Below are 15740 nucleotides of genomic sequence, written 5' to 3' on the forward strand. Positions count from 1 at the left end.
GTGACATCAGTTGTCAGACGACGTAACGGATTATGGCCGGAGCGGATCGCTTGTCAACGTCATTTGTAAAGAAATATGAGCTCTCAGACCTTCGTCTAGTCAGCTTCACGCAAGCGTAAACCGCTGACCGAAGCATGAAGCGTGCACGGCTATATCAGGTGGGGCAATGCCACCACGTCGGCAAAAGTCGTATGACCTCTCGGCGAGTGAAGCGGTCGTCAATTAGATGCACCACGCCCGAATCCTGTGTAGTGCGAATCACCCGACCGGCCGCCTGCACCACCTTTTGCAGGCCTGGGTAAAGATAGGTGTAGTCATAACCGGAACCGAAAAGGTGGTCCAACCGAGCCTTCATCTGTTCGTTGACGGGGTTTACCTGAGGAAGGCCCAAGGTTGCGACGAACGCGCCAATGAGGCGGTCGCCGGGCAGGTCGATCCCTTCTGAAAAGGCACCGCCGAGTACGGCGAAGCCGATACCGCAGCCGTCCTCGGTAAACCGTGAGAGAAACGCCGCGCGCGCCGTCTCATGCATGCTGCGGGTCTGTTCCCAGTAAGGCAGTCCCGGATGTTGCGTGCCGAGTCGCGCGGCAACCTGCTGCAAGTATTCGAAACTGCTAAAGAACGCAAGGTAGTTGCCTGGGCGCGCCTGGTATTGCGCGGCGATCAGGTCGACGATCGGCTGCAGCGAGGCATGGCGATCACGATAGCGGGTGGAGATATGCCGAGCCAGATGCACTTGCAGTTGCTCGGAGCGGAAGGGCGAGTCCACGTCGAGCCAGACCCGCTTGGCCGGCAGCCCGAGCGTGTCGGCATAGAATCGCTGAGGGGCGAGGGTTGCCGAGAACAGCACGCAGGATCGCGCCTCCTCAAACCGCGGCGCCAGGAAGGGGGCCGGAATGACATTGCGGATGCACAGCACCGATGCCTGGCCGCTGTTGCGGTCCGGGGCGGGCAGTAAGGTGCTGTCGATCAACGAATGATCGCCGAACGATTCGGCCAGCCCGCAAAACTGCATTGCGTCGAAATAAGCACGCTGCAGGGCCGGATCGAGCCCTGCCGGTTGCTCGCCCAGGTAGTCGGTCACAGCGCTGACCATTTGATGCAGCGCATTGATGAGCTTGGTTGGCAGTTCAGGCAGCACCCGGTATGGCTCGCCCTGCAGACGATGCGTCTCGCTCCAGCAGCGCACCACACGCTCCACAGGCTTTTTCAGCGCGGTGGGAAGACTGTTCCGTAACCCCTTGAAGTGACCCAGATCGATCTCTGCGCTGTACATCGCGCGGCCGCGTTCAAGCAGATTGTGCGCCTCGTCGACGAGCACCCCGACGCGCCACTGGTTGAGCTGCGCGAGGCCGTGCAATAGGGCGCTAATGTCGAAGTAATAGTTATAGTCGCCGACGATCACATCTGCCCAGCGTGCCATTTCCTGGCTGAGGTAATAAGGGCAGGGCACACCTGATGCGCCAGCGCGACGTCGCGCAGGGCCGCTTGGTCCAGTACCGGTATGCCGACCGCGGCGGCGCGAGCGGCCGGTAAACGGTCGTAGAAGCCGCGCGCCAATGGGCAGGATTCACCGTGGCAAGCCTTGTCGGGATGCTCGCAAGCCTTGTCCCGAGCGATCAACTCCAGGACGCGTAAGGGCAGGGTTCCAGGCTCAAGGCTTACCAGCGCGTCGAGCCCCAGCTTGCGGCCGGAGGTTTTCGCCGCCAGGAAGAAGAGCTTGTCCCATTGCTGGCTCGGGCATGCCTTGAGTTGCGGGAACAAGGTCGCCAGCGTCTTGCCGATGCCCGTCGGGGCTTGCGCCATCAGATGCGTACCGGTGCAGGCGGCCTTGTACACCGCTTCGGCCAGTTGGCGTTGGCCGTTGCGAAACTCGCCGTAGGGAAAGGTCAGGGTCCGTAGGCCCTGGTCCCGCGCGGCGCGATGGGCCAGCTCCCTTTCGGCCCAGGCGAGGAATTGCCGGCATTGGGCCTCGAAGAATGCCTTCAATTCGCTTGCACTGAATGACTCGACCAGCAACGTCTCCTTCTGACTCACCACATCGAAATAGACCAGCGCAATCTCGAGGCTCGGCAACGCACGGGCTTCAATGAGCAGCCAGCCGTAGACCTTGGCCTGGGCCCAGTGCAGCGCACGGTGGTTTGCCGGCTGGCGCTCCAGGTCGCCGCGGTAGGTCTTGATTTCCTCGAGGCGGTTGCGGGCTGGGTCGTAGCCGTCCGCCCGGCCTCGCACCATTAGATCGCCATGCTGGCCCTCGAGCGATACCTCGCGCTCGTAGCCCGCGCCGCGTCGTGCGGTCACCGTGAGGTGCCCGGCCATGCCTTCCAGCGCGGTGGGCGATGGGGTGAAGCGCAGGTCCAGATCACCCTGCTTGGCGGTGAACTCGCACAACGCGCGAACGGCGATGCGGTAGCTCAAGCGTCAGCCTCTGCCCACTGCACGTAACAGACGGCGATGGGCACCTGATGCTGCAGAGCGAAGTCGATCCAGCGCTTCTGGTTGTCCTGCAGCCGATCGCCAGGCCCCTTGACCTCGATCAGCCGATAGCGGCGCTCAGCGGGCCAGAACTGGATCAGATCCGGCAGGCCGTTACGGTGGCTGGGAACATCCAACAGAATGCGCTGGAAAAAGGCCCGCAGGTGCTCAGCCGGTATGCATTCCAGCGCGACGTCCAACAGGTGATCATCGAACAGGCCCCAGCTGACGAAGTGCGACTGCAGGCCGAACTTCTCGCGAAACGCTCGGCGGATGCAGTCGCGGTATTCGCCCGTGCCGAGGGTGTCGAGGCATTGATCGAACAGGCCGGCCCGGCGAGCGAAGAAATCCGGACGTGAGAGGTCGGCCGGGCCGGCATGGAAGGGGTGAAAGAAGGCGCCTGGCAGGGGCGCGAAGATCGCCTGCCAGCAGAGCAGCCCGAGCAACGAGTTAATCAACGCATTCTCGACGTAATACACCGGCGCGTTTTCGTCCGTCAGATGCGCGCGCACCGCTTGTTCGACGCTGGTATCCGGCCGGGGCAGGCAGAGGTCGATGCGCAGGGCTTGGGCCGCCGGGCCGCGGCGGGTGCCCGGCTCGCCAAGGCTGCGCCTGATGCGCGGCAGGATGCGCTGCAGTTGCTGGGCTTCGTGTTCGCTTTCCGGGGCGGCCTGGGCTTGGAGGGCCAGATCCAGCGCAGCCTCGGGCTGATCGCAGCGTTCCAGTACCCTGATTGCACGTTCGCGTGCCGTTGGATAGCGGTTGGCGGCATGCAGGCGCAACGCAAGGGGTAGATCGCCGTCGCGCTCGCATTGCCGGGCGAGGCTCAGCAGCAGCTTGCCGCGGCGGTTTTCCAGCCATTCGTTGGCATAGGGTGCTGCGGGTACGTCAGCCAGCACGGCCGCCACCGGCTCGCCGGCCTCGAACCGCTCCCGGCAACGATGCAGATGAAGATAGGCGTCTACTTCGGCACGTGCGTGGAAGGCGCGAGACGCCGCGGAGAACTGCACTTGTTCGTAGCGAAAGATGCCCAGGTCGGCGAGCACGAATTCGGACCAGTCCTGATGGATGTTGCCGAAGAACATCAGGCGGAGCCGGTCGCAGAGATCGCCGATGGCCAAGGCAAACACCTCTTCCTCCAGGGCGCCGCCAGTGGATCGTTCTAACCAACTCGCGAACGGCCTTGGGTCGCTGTGTTCGGCTTGCAGGACACTGAACAGGTCACTCTTTCGCAGCGCGCCGTGGCCGAACAGGCATTGCAGTTCGTCCTTCTTCAACAGAGCGAACAGCTGCACCAAATCCAGCGTGGGATTGGCCTCGATCCAGCCCTGGTCTAGCAGCGCCACCGCGGCCTCCAACGGGCACCCGATTTCGCCATAGCGCAACTTGGAAGCCCGGAACAGCGTGCCCTTGCGCATGACCATACGCACCAGCAGCGCCTGGGATGGCTGCGGCACCTGGTGAAATCGGTCGAGAAAGGCGCGCTCGTCATCGTCCAGCAGATCGCCGTGGCGCTCGCCCACCCAGGTCAATACCTGGTGGAAGTTGTCGAGGTAATAGAAGGGATTTTCCAGGGCCTGGCGCATCGAACGTCCGGTTCGGTCTTGCACGGGCCATGCGCCCGTAGGGCTGGCTATTTATACAGGTGAAGCGTCAATTGGCAACGTTCAGGCGATGGGTGGCGTTATGCAATGACACGGAGGAAGTGCCTCCCCGCGACCGGGGAGGCAGGGCCGTCAGACCGTACGGGAGAAGCGCCCGCGCTGCTCGCCGCCGAGGTAGGCATCGAACGCCATGGCGACGTTACGCATCATCAGGTGGCCTTGTGGCAGCAGCAACAGCGCGTCGTCGCGAATCTCAACCAGGCCGTCAGCAACGTGCTCCCCTAGCTTGGCGATTGCATCGGCGAAATAGTCGCGAAAGACGATGCCGTAGCGCTGCTCGATTTCGGCGAACGCGATGCGACCGTGGCACATGAGCGAGATGATGACGTCGCGGCGCAAGCGGTCATCCTCGCTGAGCTTGTACCCGCGGTGTACCGGCAGCAGCCCTTCATTAAGGCGCGCATAATACTGCGACAGCTCCTTTACGTTTTGGCTGTAGCTGTCACCCACCTTGCCGATCGAGGAAATGCCCAGCCCGATCAGGTCGCAATCGGCATGGGTGGAGTAACCCTGGAAGTTGCGCTGCAGCGTGCCGTTGGCGCGTGCAAGGGCGAGTTCGTCGTCCGGCAGCGCAAAGTGATCCATCCCTATATAGACGTAGCCGGCTTCGGTTAGGCGGCGGATCGTCAGTTCCAGCAACTCCAGCTTGCGCTCGGGCGGCGGCATGTCCTCGGGGCGGATCAATTTCTGTGCGCGGACCAGCTCTGGCAGGTGCGCATAGCTGTAGGCGGCGATGCGGTTGGGTCGGATGTCGATGATCTTGTCGAGCGTCGTGTTGAAGCTCTCTACCGTCTGCAGCGGCAGGCCATAGATCAGGTCGACGCTGATCGACTTGAAGTGCGCGTCGCGAGCGGCCTGCACCAGTTCGCGTGTCTGCTCCTCGGTCTGGATCCGGTTGACGGCGATTTGCACCTGCTCGTCGAAATCCTGCACGCCAAAGCTCAGGCGGTTGAAGCCCAGCGCGCGCAATTCATGGATTTGCGCCGGCGTGACAGTGCGCGGGTCGACCTCGAGCGAAAACTCGTGCTCGTCGCTGTCGTCCATGTTGAATGCCTCATGCAGCGCGGCCATCAGGTCGGCCAGTTGCGCGCTGGTGAGGTAGGTCGGCGTGCCGCCGCCGAGGTGCAGCTGGGTCAGCTTGCGGGACCGGTCGAACAGTGCAGCCTGCATCTGAATCTCACGCTTGAGGTAGTCCAGGTATTCAGCAGCGCGGTCGGTCTTATGGGTGATGATCTTGTTGCAGGCGCAGTAGTAGCAGAGGCTTTTGCAGAACGGGATGTGGATGTACACCGACAGCGGCTTGGGGTTCGCGGCCTCGTTGGTGGACTTCGCCGCGCTGCGGTAGTCGTCCATGGCGAATGCCTGATGGAACTGCGGCGCGGTGGGGTAGGAGGTATAGCGAGGACCGGGACGGTCATACTTCTCGACCAGGGCGCGGTTAAAGCTCGGCGTTTGGTCCATGTACGGGTTCACCTTGATTGCGTGTATGAATGGCTGGCTGCGTGCCTGCGACAACTTGGCGCGAATTATCACGCTTTCCGATGGGGGCCGGGCCTGTCCCAGATCAAGAACGCGGCAGAGGGTGCGGTCAGGCGCTGGGCGGTCGGTTTGCCTTGAGGGTAGGTCAAGACTGCCGGGCATGCAGCCTTGGCTGCGAGTGGTCTCAGAGCCGGAACTGCCCGACCAGCCGGTTCAATTCGGCGGCCAGCCGCACCAGTTCGTCACTGATTTCGGCGGTCTGCGTGGCGTCAGCCAGGGTCGTATCAGCGATTGAACGGATGGTGGTGATGTTGCGGTTGATCTCCTCGGCGACTGCACTTTGCTCTTCGGCGGCAGTGGCGATCTGGGTGTTCATGCCGTTGATGGTGTCAACGTCTTCGGCGATGCGGTCGAGGCTTCGTGCCGTCCGGGTGACGCAGTCGGCGCCAGAAGTTGCGCGTGCCTGGGCGCCTTCCATAGCGTGCACGGCGTTGCGTACGCCTTTCTGCAATTGCTCGATGGTGCGCTGCACATCCTCGGTGGATTTCTGTGTGCGCGAGGCGAGGGTGCGCACCTCGTCGGCTACCACAGCGAAGCCGCGGCCCTGTTCACCGGCCCGCGCAGCCTCGATGGCGGCGTTGAGGGCGAGGAGGTTGGTCTGCTCGGCGATGCCATTGATGACGTTCAGCACCATGCCAATGCTCACGCTTTCGGTCTCTACCTGGCGGATCACCTGCGCGGCGGTCTCGATGTCACGCATCAGCACGTCGATGCCTTCTAGCGCCTCGCTGGCCCGGGTTACGCCCGCGCGCGATTCGCCATCCGCACCACGTGAAGCTGCGGCCGTCTCGCTGGCGTGACGGGCGACCTCCTGCACGGTCGCGCTCATCTCGGTCATCGCCGAGGCCACCATGTCCGTCTCGCTGCGCTGCGCGACCACGGCGCCATGGGTTTTCTCGGCAACGCTCGACACCCGCCCGGCGACCTCAGTGAGTTGGCGCGTTACACCCGCGACTGCGTCCAGGCTACCGCGAAACTTCAGGATCATTCGGTTGAAGGCCTGGGCCATGGCGCCGATTTCATCAAGCGTCTGCACAGCAACCGTGCGGCTCAGGTCTTCGTCAACGGCCATGGCGTCCATGGTGTGGTGTAGATCAAGGATGCGGGTCAGTACCACCCGGCGAATGATGTACCCCACCAACAACAGGCCGATCACCATCAACAATGCTTGGATCGCAGCGGAAGCGAGGAGGTTGCCATGCACCTCGCCATCGAGCGCGGCGAGGTCATAGCTGATGCGCACCGCGCCCATGACAGTGTCAGGCGCAACCTGGTGGCAGGTCAGGCAATTGGTGCTGCGGTAGTCCTGCTGCGCATGGATCGGGTTGATCACGGTGAGCACCCGACCGTTCTTGCCCGGCGCCACCTCGACGATGGATTCGCCTGCCAGCGCACGCGTGTCGAGCTTGTCCCTGGGCACCTGATGGGTGAAACCAGCGCCGAACGTTTTGGTTACCGGCTCGCCGCGTACGATGCGCGCATCGATGATGCCGGGGCGCGCCAGTATCTTGTCCCGCAGCACCTCGCGTTGAGCCATCGTGCCGGTCAGCATCATGGTGTTGATGCTGTCGAAATAGGAATCGGCGGTGTCTCGTGTCTGCTGTTCGACGACCTTGAGAACCAGCTGCTTCTCGGCAGTTGCCGAATAGATCAGCGAAGCCCCGAGCACGAGCGAAAACACAAGCAGCAGGGCCAGGTTGATTTTCGACTGCACGGACATCTGCCGCGCCGGAGCGCTACTGTTCATCGTGACCCTCAAGAACTGCTGCTGCCTATAGGTGATACCCAGAGACGCTGTGTCGCGTCCGCCTGGCTTTCAGATCGATTGCGGAACTGGACAGCAATCAATCACCAGATGGCTTCGGGCCATCATCTCAGGGCGGCCATATCCTAGACCTGGTCGAACGACCAGGCGGCTCGATGCGCGACGAGGAGCACTCAATCTCGTCTTTCCTTGATCTGAATCAGTAAAGAGCGCCTTCGTAGTCGGGGGAAATGCCACCCAACCAGCCAACTCAATGGATCGGGATCATGGTCATTAGCGGCGATCTTTTTCGCTTGGGCTCTTGGCAAGCGACGCGCGCGGGATCACGCTATGTGAGGCTGTTATGTCAACCACCACCGGTCGGGCCGAGTCGGTGCGGAATTCACCGTGAAAGCGGGCGAACCCCTCATCGTTTCGGTGGTCGTAGGCTCTAGTCAGCCGCTGTCGGCGGGACGTGCAGGATACGACTGCTGGCCGATCCAGGCGCAGTGCATCAACTGGAACCTTCCTCTTCAAGGACTCACATGATCAAGAAATGCCTTTTTCCTGCGGCCGGGTACGGCACGCGCTTCCTTCCTGCGACCAAGGCCATGCCCAAGGAAATGTTGCCGGTGGTAAACAAGCCCCTGATCCAGTACGGGGTTGAAGAGGCACTGTCCGCCGGCCTGAGCCAGATCTCGATCGTCACCGGGCGTGGCAAGCGCTCGCTGGAAGATCACTTCGACATCAGCTACGAGCTTGAGCATCAGATTCGCAATACCGACAAGGAAAAATACCTGGTCGGCATCCGCCGCTTGATCGACGAGTGCAGCTTTTCCTACACCCGTCAGGTCGAGATGAAGGGCCTGGGCCATGCGATCCTCAGCGGCCGCCCGCTGATCGGCGACGAGCCCTTCGCGGTAGTTCTCGCGGACGATCTTTGCATCAACCTCAATGGCGACCCAGTCCTGGCGCAGATGGTCAAGCTATATAACCAGTTCCGCTGCTCCATCGTTGCGATCCAGGAAGTGCCGCCGGAAGAAACCAGCAAATACGGTGTGATCGCAGGCGAAATGATCCGCGACGACATCTTCCGCGTCAGCCACATGGTCGAGAAGCCGAAGCCGGAAGATGCACCCTCGAACTTGGCAATCATCGGTCGCTACATCCTGACCCCGGACATTTTCGACCTGATCGAGCAAACCGAACCGGGCAAGGGCGGCGAAATCCAGATTACCGATGCCTTGATGCGCCAGGCGCAAGATGGCTGCGTATTGGCCTACAAGTTCAAGGGTCAGCGCTTCGACTGTGGTAGCGCCGAGGGTTACATCGCGGCCACCAACTTCTGCTACGAGAACTTCTACCAGACCGGTAAGGCATTCTGATCGAAGCAGTCGCATGTGAGCGCAGGGCCACCTTCTGGTGGCCCTGTTCGTTTATGGCGTAGGCAAATCTTCGGCGCCAGGCCCCAACGGTTGGCCGTAGCTGAACTCGACATAGTGGCCTGCCGGATCGCGAACGCCGCAGTAGTAGCCCACTGGGTAGGGCTCATCGCGAGGCTCCCAAATCAGGCAGCCCGCCTGCCGCGCCTGTTCGGCGATGGCATCGACCGCCTCGCGGCTGGCCATGGCGAACCCGAAGTGACTGTAGTCATTGGCCGCCAGTTGACGGTCCGTGCCACCGGGCATGATCACGAAAATGAACTCGCGCTCCTTGCCCGGCTCCGCCATCCAGACGATGCGTGAGCCTTTGCCGGCCCGCTCGTGAAAGACATGCATGCCGCAGAATCGCTCGTAAAAATCGATACAGGCGTCCAGATCAGGTACGTGCAGGGCAAGATGGGTGAGGGTAGGGCGCATGCGGCACTCCTTCATGATCGACCCAGGGGCCTGGGTTATGCTGTGCGTTCTTCAAGGGAGACAACTGTACATGGCTTACGACTTCGATCTATTCGTCATCGGTGCGGGCTCCGGTGGCGTCCGTGCGGCGCGCTTCGCCGCCGGCTACGGAGCGCGCGTCGCGGTAGCCGAAAGCCGTTACCTGGGCGGCACCTGTGTCAATGTCGGCTGCGTGCCGAAAAAGCTGCTGGTCTACGGCGCGCACTACGCCGAGGACCTGAGCCAGGCGCAGGGCTACGGCTGGAGTATCGATGGCGTATCGTTCGACTGGAACACGCTGATCGCCAACAAGGACCGGGAAATCCAGCGCCTCAACGGCATCTACAAGAACCTGCTGGTCGATAGCGGCGTGACCCTGCTGCAGGCACACGCTCGGGTAACCGGCCCAAATAGCGTGGAAGTCGACGGTCAGACCTATACCGCCGAGCACATTCTCGTCGCCACGGGTGGCTGGCCCTTCGTGCCGGAGTTTCCGGGGCGTGAACATGCCATCACCTCGAACGAGGCCTTCTATCTGGAGTCGTTGCCGCGCCGGGTACTGGTCGTGGGTGGCGGCTATATCGCGGTCGAATTCGCGTCGATCTTCCATGGTTGCGACGCTGATACGACCCTCCTGTACCGCGGCGAGCTGTTCCTGCGTGGTTTCGATGGTTCTCTGCGCGAACACCTGAAGGACGAGATGATCAAGAAGGGTGTCGATCTGCAGTTCAACAGCGACATCGCCCGCATCGACAAGCAGGCCGATGGCAGCCTGCTTGCCACCCTTGAGGACGGCCGCACGCTCGAAGCGGACTGCATCCTGTATGCCACCGGGCGCCGGCCGATGCTCGATGGGCTGGGCCTGGACGCGCTGGGCGTTACGCTGGATTCACGCGGTTTCATCGCCGTGGATGAGCAGTTCCAGACGTCGATCCCATCGGTCCTCGCCATCGGTGACGTGATTGGCCGCGTACAGTTGACGCCTGTGGCGCTGGCCGAAGGCATGGCGGTCGCGCGCCGACTGTTCCGCCCGGAGGAGTATCGCCCGGTGGATTACAACTGCATCGCCACGGCGGTGTTCAGCCTGCCCAACATGGCAACCGTCGGGCTTACTGAAGAGCAGGCGCGCTTGCAAGGGCACAAGATCAAGCTGTTCGAGAGCCGGTTCCGCCCGATGAAGCTCACCATGACAGGCAGCCTGGAGCGCAGCTTGATGAAGCTGGTCGTGGATGCGGAGACCGATCGGGTACTCGGGTGCCACATGGCCGGGCCCGACGCTGGCGAGATCATGCAGGGCTTGGCTGTCGCGATGAAGGCCGGCGCGACCAAGCGTGTTTTTGACGAAACCATGGGTATTCACCCAACCGCCGCCGAAGAGTTCGTCACCATGCGCACGCCGACCGGGTTCTGACCAGGGGCAGGGGAGTGGGGCGGTAATGCCGCCCCGGTTGTCAATGATGTGCGTGCGTCGAGCCGCCGGTGTCCGGCGCCTGGTCGCGGATGGTCACTTCCGTCTCGATTTCGCCCGCGTCACGGAAGATTAACGTCAGCGGAAACTGCTCGCCGGCCACCAGCGGTGCGTTCAGGTTGAACAACATCACATGATTGCCGCCGGGCTTGAACTGCACGTCGCCGCCGGGCGGAACGGTTACACCGTCGATCCGCTCCATGCGCATCAAGTCGCCCTCATGAATATGCGCATGCAGCTCGGCCTTTTCAGCGCGCGGCGTTTTTACGCCGATCAGCCGGTCTTCGGCATCGCCGGGATTGTGCAGTGTGAAATAGACCGCACCTGTCGGGGCAGTGGGCGGCATCGCACGGGACCAGGCCTGACTGGCCTCGAGGTGCATCGAGGAGTGGGCGTGCTGATGATCGTCGGCCGATGCGTTCAGCCAGACGGTTGCGAGCAAAAGGGTGGTAGCCAGGCGCGACAACATGTAGATCTCCGGTAGCGGTAGACAAGGCCGGAACGATAGCACGGGCGATTGCCACTATGACCCGCGGCCCTGAGCGATGGAACCTGCACGGCTGACGCGTTTCTGTTTGAATGAGGCCCATAGAACCCACCGGAGATGCATCGCCAAAATGGAACGCAGTCGTTGGAGCCGCCGATTGCTATCAGGCGGAAACGAGCCCGATCCGCGGTTCACCCTCGCCAATGAACGAACCTTTCTCGCCTGGATCCGGACATCCCTCGCGTTGCTGGCCGGCGGCGTTGCGGTCGAAGCGTTCGCTGGCGGAATCTTCGTGCTGGAAATTCGCAAGGTGCTTTCGATCTCGTTGCTGCTGCTGGCGATGTTCATCAGCTCGACGGCCTGTGTTCGCTGGCTGGCCATCGAGCGTGCTATCCGCCACCAGGGGCCATTGCCGTTCCCATTGCTGATCCCGATTCTTTCGATCGGCGGCACGCTGGTAACGTTGATCCTGATCGCCTACATCGTGCTGCGAAGCTGATCATGCACATCTCGTTTCGCCGACGGCTGCAGCCGAAACCCGCGCCACCACCCTTACACGAGGACCCCGGCCTGCAGCCCGAGCGCACGTCATTGGCCTGGGGGAGGACGCTTTTGACGCTGATTACCGTCAGCGCACTGTTCCTGCGCTGGATGCCGTACCACGGGGCGTTCGTCGGTTCGCTCGTGGCGCTCTCGCTGCTGACGGCGCTGGGCATCTGGCTCACCCAGCAGCGGCGCTATAACCGCAGTGCCAGCGGCCTCAAGAGCGGCCGCATCCAGGCGGACCTGGTGTCCGTCATCTGGCTGGGCGTTGCCGTTGTAGCATTGAGCGTCCTCGGGCTCTATACCGTACTGTTTCTGCCTATCGCATCTTGATGGCAACCGATTTTCCACAGAGGTTTTGAATGACCACAGCCAACCAGCAATTCGCCAGCGACAACTATTCAGGCATCTGCCCGGAAGCCTGGGAGGCCATGGCTCGTGCCAATCAGGGGCATGACCGGGCCTATGGCGATGATCAATGGACTGTACGCGCAGCCGACCATTTCCGCCAACTGTTCGAGACCGACTGTGAAGTCTTTTTCGCATTCAACGGCACGGCGGCCAACTCGCTGGCCTTGTCATCGCTTTGCCAGAGCTATCACAGCGTCATTTGCGCTGACATCGCCCACATCGAAACCGACGAATGCGGCGCGCCGGAGTTTTTTTCCAACGGCTCGAAACTGCTCGTTGCGCGCTCCGAGCAAGGCAAGCTGACGCCGACATCGATCCGCGAAGTCGCGCTCAAGCGCAAGGACATCCACTATCCCAAACCTCGCGTGGTGAGCATCACCCAGGCAACCGAGATCGGCACCGTCTACCAACCTGATGAGCTCAAGGCAATCAGCGAAACCTGTCGTGAATTGGGGCTACATCTACATATGGATGGCGCGCGCTTCGCCAATGCCTGCGCACACCTGAGCCTGTCGCCAGCAGAACTGAGCTGGAAAGCGGGCGTCGACGTTCTCTGTTTTGGCGGCACCAAGAACGGCATGGCGGTTGGCGAAGCCATCCTGTTCTTCAACCGCGACCTCGCAGAGGATTTCGAGTACCGCTGCAAACAGGCGGGCCAGCTGGCTTCGAAAATGCGCTTTCTGTCGGCGCCTTGGGTCGGGCTGCTCGAAGGCAACGCCTGGATGAAATACGCCGAGCACGCTAACCAATGCGCGCAGCTCCTGGCCTCGTTGATCCAGGACATCCCGTACGTAGAGTTGATGTTCCCAGTGCAGGCCAACGGCGTATTCGTGAACATGCCGCCGCTGGCTCTCGAAGCACTCAAGAGCCGCGGCTGGATGTTCTACACGTTCATTGGTGTTGGCGGTGCGCGCTTCATGTGCTCGTGGGATACCAGCGAAGAGCGCGTCCGCCAGCTTGCAGGCGACATTCGCGACGTGGTGATGCAGCATCGCGTTGCCTGAGCCGAAGGAGGAGTCGGTGCGTGGCGGATCGAGTCACGCACCGTTTACACATGACGTTAGCAGCCAGCTGCAGCGATACGAGGCATAGAGCAGGCCAGTAACGGGCGGTACCTGGGAATCAAGGGACTGCCATCCATATATTCTATTTAACATAATATAGATTATGCGAAATTATGCATTGGCGGTACTGGCCGTTCCTCTGATGTCGGTTTAACTAAATGGCTGGAATTTTCACATTAACGACAGGAATGCTTTTGGCTCAAGCACTTGGCGCCATTTCTTCTCATGTCATCTGCAGTAATTCCTGCAATTAACATGAAAAATCGGCTGAGGGCTTTCGAGAAGCTTTAGTGCGGTCAGTCACCATTGGCGCCAATTTTAGTCAATAAATCGGAGAACGCCGTACCGCTGTGGTTACAAGCCTTTTTCTGCACAGAATCCAGCCTAGGACGGACTTTGCGTCACGCTGCCATAGCGATTTTTTGCATCGCTAGAACGTTCAGGTGGCTAACAGGGACGTTGATTTGTGCCCTGAATGGCAACGTGCTTATAAAAAGAAACGCATTGCCATCTGAAAAGTCATAGAAAATTACAGCGGCGTCCTTTTTCCCTTTGATTTCTTTGAGGTTTTATAAATAAAGTCACTAAACGAGAGAGAAAGCACAGGTGAACCGTCAGTCTGACTTTCAGCTAGCGTGGCGTTAATCGCTCCTGCTCGGGAGCGATAAGCGCGGCAGATGTGGATACGCTGATCCAGGCCTTCAAGCAGTGCATGCCGAATAGTTGTTTGTTGGCCCCTCGGATTTCTTGCGATACACCGGTGCCAATTGCCATAGGCTGGATAAGCTCACACCCACCTAGCTTGGCAATGCTTCGGTTAGGGCTTTGCCTGTCGTCGCGTTCAGGGGTTTGTAGCTGCATCTAGACGGGCTTAAGGTCGCCCGTTCACACACCTGCTCGGCCTGAATGCCTTGCTTAGGCTCAAATGCCGGGAACAGCCAAGGAGTCGCTTACCGAATGTTCGCACGGGCCTATGGCATCTTGGTTAAGACCGCGAAAGTCAACCAGCATAGCGTCATCCAGACGCAATATCCGATAATCACCAGACCCGGATATTGCAGAGATGCGCTGAAAGCGTCAGCTTATACACCCCCAGTTAACTCCGTCCGGATCATTAACCAGTATGTCGCAGCGCCCACAGCCACTTTTTGAGACCTTTGAGCGCTTCCAAGGACTCAACTTTCTACACCTGCGTGGCGAACTGCCTCTGGTGCGCGACTTCCTTTTGGGTTTTCCTGGGGAGCTTCAGGCCACTGAGGGATATATGGCAGTCAGAGGCTTTCTGAAGTCCTACGTAGGCAACGAAGCCACGTTCAACTCCTATCGAACGCACGCCGAGCGGCTTCTATTGTGGTCACTTTTGTTGGCTGGTAAGCCTCTTCTGGCGTTGAGGCGCCGCGATGCCGAGGCCTTCATGGACTTCTGTCTAAACCCACCTGCTGACTGGGTGGGGCCGGTAGTTAAATCGAGGTTTTTACGTACTGGCGGCAGGAAGCCGCTGGAAACGGACAGTTTTACGATCAACCAAGACTGGCGTCCGTTCACCTATACAGTCGCTAAGCGGGAGCGCAAAATCGCGGCGGAATCCGCGGCCCCCCTTCCCTCACGAGTCTATCGGATGTCGCAGGGTTCCGTCGGTCAGGTGTTTGCTGTGTGTGGCAGTTTTTTCCAACACGCCATCGATGAGGGACTGACTGAGGTCAACCCGTTTCGCGCAGTGAAGCAAAAGTCGATCTACAAGCAACGCAATACGGTGGATATCGCTTCTCGCTCGTTGACCCAGCTGCAATGGAGCTACGTGATCGAAACCGCTGAGCTAATGGCTGCGGAGGATGCGTTGTATGAGCGAACATTGTTTATTGTTGCCACCTTGTTTTCTATGTACCTGCGGGTCTCCGATCTAGTCGGACGCGATAACTGGACGCCAACGATGGGCGATATTCGTCGCGACAGCATGGGGAACTGGTGGTTTCATGTGGTGGGCAAAGGCAACAAAGCTGCGAAAATTAGCGTCCGGGATGATTACATCCACGCCTATCTGGTGCGCTACCGTGTGCACCTCGGGCTTCCTCCCCTGCCCTCCGCTCATGAGAGCACTCCGCTAATTGGTTCACTTAAAGGTCGAGCTGGGCTTTCTGACCGCCATATTCGATTGTTGCTACAGGAACTGTTTGATGGTTCGTTGGCGCGCATGTCTGAAGAAGGCTGGAGCGATGACGAGATTGATCAGCTGCGCTCGGCGTCGTTGCATTGGTTGCGCCATACATCCGCCACTTTCGACGCACCGCACCGTGACATGAAGGATCTCCAGGCCGACCTTCGTCACAACAGTATGAGTACCACCCAGAATATCTATCTGCCCTATTAGCTTTTAGTCACGTTTTTCGATTTGCAGTCGAGCCCTTGCAGTTACTGGCTTTCCAGCCTGTTCAGCATGATTTTTCTTCTCAATCCTGTGTCAGAGCAGA

Annotated in this window: 11 protein-coding genes and 2 pseudogenes; 6 read left to right on the top strand and 7 right to left on the bottom strand. The window is 60.4% G+C overall.

Annotated elements, in window-relative coordinates:
- Positions 1-154 precede the first annotated feature (154 nt).
- The 5 genes and pseudogenes from M1D78_RS10355 to M1D78_RS10375 all read right to left on the bottom strand — a co-directional run.
- Positions 155-2418 (bottom strand): annotated as a pseudogene (locus M1D78_RS10355) (helicase C-terminal domain-containing protein).
- On the bottom strand, positions 2415-4061 hold the full coding sequence (locus M1D78_RS10360) for a VRR-NUC domain-containing protein (RefSeq protein WP_437419345.1): 1647 nt from the start codon (positions 4059-4061) through the stop codon (positions 2415-2417). The pseudogene M1D78_RS10355 and the gene M1D78_RS10360 overlap by 4 nt, the downstream one beginning before the upstream one ends.
- 150 nt (positions 4062-4211) lie before the next feature.
- Entirely contained in the window at positions 4212-5600 is a 1389-nt protein-coding gene (hemN, locus tag M1D78_RS10365) for an oxygen-independent coproporphyrinogen III oxidase (protein WP_437419344.1), read from the bottom strand.
- 202 nt (positions 5601-5802) lie between these two features.
- Positions 5803-6687: a methyl-accepting chemotaxis protein gene (locus tag M1D78_RS10370; RefSeq protein WP_457933589.1), complete on the bottom strand. Its 885-nt coding sequence runs from the start codon at positions 6685-6687 to the stop codon at positions 5803-5805.
- A 33-nt stretch (positions 6688-6720) separates the two neighbouring features.
- A pseudogene (locus M1D78_RS10375) lies at positions 6721-7425 on the bottom strand (methyl-accepting chemotaxis protein); the annotation flags it as partial.
- Positions 7426-7967: 542 nt separating this feature from the next.
- Here M1D78_RS10375 and galU point away from each other — a divergent pair.
- Positions 7968-8807 (top strand): UTP--glucose-1-phosphate uridylyltransferase GalU, encoded by an 840-nt coding sequence (galU, locus tag M1D78_RS10380; RefSeq protein ID WP_437419342.1) that lies wholly within the window; start codon positions 7968-7970, stop codon positions 8805-8807.
- 51 nt (positions 8808-8858) lie between these two features.
- Here the strand turns inward: galU and M1D78_RS10385 are convergent, their stop codons facing one another.
- Positions 8859-9281 (bottom strand): VOC family protein, encoded by a 423-nt coding sequence (locus M1D78_RS10385; protein ID WP_437419341.1) that lies wholly within the window; start codon positions 9279-9281, stop codon positions 8859-8861.
- A 70-nt stretch (positions 9282-9351) separates the two neighbouring features.
- Between M1D78_RS10385 and gorA the strand changes: the two genes are divergently transcribed.
- Positions 9352-10710: a glutathione-disulfide reductase gene (gorA, locus tag M1D78_RS10390; RefSeq protein ID WP_437419340.1), complete on the top strand. Its 1359-nt coding sequence runs from the start codon at positions 9352-9354 to the stop codon at positions 10708-10710.
- Positions 10711-10750: 40 nt separating this feature from the next.
- Here the strand turns inward: gorA and M1D78_RS10395 are convergent, their stop codons facing one another.
- Positions 10751-11236: a copper chaperone PCu(A)C gene (locus tag M1D78_RS10395; RefSeq protein ID WP_437419339.1), complete on the bottom strand. Its 486-nt coding sequence runs from the start codon at positions 11234-11236 to the stop codon at positions 10751-10753.
- A 148-nt stretch (positions 11237-11384) separates the two neighbouring features.
- Here M1D78_RS10395 and M1D78_RS10400 point away from each other — a divergent pair, with 148 nt between their 5' ends.
- From M1D78_RS10400 to M1D78_RS10415, 4 genes are all read left to right on the top strand, one after another.
- Complete coding sequence (locus tag M1D78_RS10400; RefSeq protein ID WP_437419338.1) at positions 11385-11753, top strand: YidH family protein; 369 nt, start codon at positions 11385-11387, stop codon at positions 11751-11753.
- A 113-nt stretch (positions 11754-11866) separates the two neighbouring features.
- Positions 11867-12130: a DUF202 domain-containing protein gene (locus M1D78_RS10405; protein ID WP_457933564.1), complete on the top strand. Its 264-nt coding sequence runs from the start codon at positions 11867-11869 to the stop codon at positions 12128-12130.
- 29 nt (positions 12131-12159) lie between these two features.
- The gene (locus M1D78_RS10410) at positions 12160-13212 is read left to right on the top strand and encodes a threonine aldolase family protein (protein ID WP_437419336.1); all 1053 of its coding nucleotides are present in this window, start codon (positions 12160-12162) and stop codon (positions 13210-13212) included.
- A gap of 1183 nt (positions 13213-14395) precedes the next feature.
- Complete coding sequence (locus M1D78_RS10415; RefSeq protein ID WP_437419335.1) at positions 14396-15640, top strand: tyrosine-type recombinase/integrase; 1245 nt, start codon at positions 14396-14398, stop codon at positions 15638-15640.
- Positions 15641-15740 lie beyond the last annotated feature (100 nt).

It is taken from the genome of Pseudomonas sp. SA195, from assembly GCF_054131565.1.

Bases quoted from the DNA above. Each gene is read 5' to 3' on its own strand.
- M1D78_RS10360 (WP_437419345.1), bottom strand. From the start codon at position 4,061: ATGCGCCAGGCCCTGGAAAATCCCTTCTATTACCTCGACAACTTCCAC.
- hemN (WP_437419344.1), bottom strand. From the start codon at position 5,600: ATGGACCAAACGCCGAGCTTTAACCGCGCCCTGGTCGAGAAGTATGAC.
- M1D78_RS10370 (WP_457933589.1), bottom strand. From the start codon at position 6,687: ATGGCCCAGGCCTTCAACCGAATGATCCTGAAGTTTCGCGGTAGCCTG.
- galU (WP_437419342.1), top strand. From the start codon at position 7,968: ATGATCAAGAAATGCCTTTTTCCTGCGGCCGGGTACGGCACGCGCTTC.
- M1D78_RS10385 (WP_437419341.1), bottom strand. From the start codon at position 9,281: ATGCGCCCTACCCTCACCCATCTTGCCCTGCACGTACCTGATCTGGAC.
- gorA (WP_437419340.1), top strand. From the start codon at position 9,352: ATGGCTTACGACTTCGATCTATTCGTCATCGGTGCGGGCTCCGGTGGC.
- M1D78_RS10395 (WP_437419339.1), bottom strand. From the start codon at position 11,236: ATGTTGTCGCGCCTGGCTACCACCCTTTTGCTCGCAACCGTCTGGCTG.
- M1D78_RS10400 (WP_437419338.1), top strand. From the start codon at position 11,385: ATGGAACGCAGTCGTTGGAGCCGCCGATTGCTATCAGGCGGAAACGAG.
- M1D78_RS10410 (WP_437419336.1), top strand. From the start codon at position 12,160: ATGACCACAGCCAACCAGCAATTCGCCAGCGACAACTATTCAGGCATC.
- M1D78_RS10415 (WP_437419335.1), top strand. From the start codon at position 14,396: ATGTCGCAGCGCCCACAGCCACTTTTTGAGACCTTTGAGCGCTTCCAA.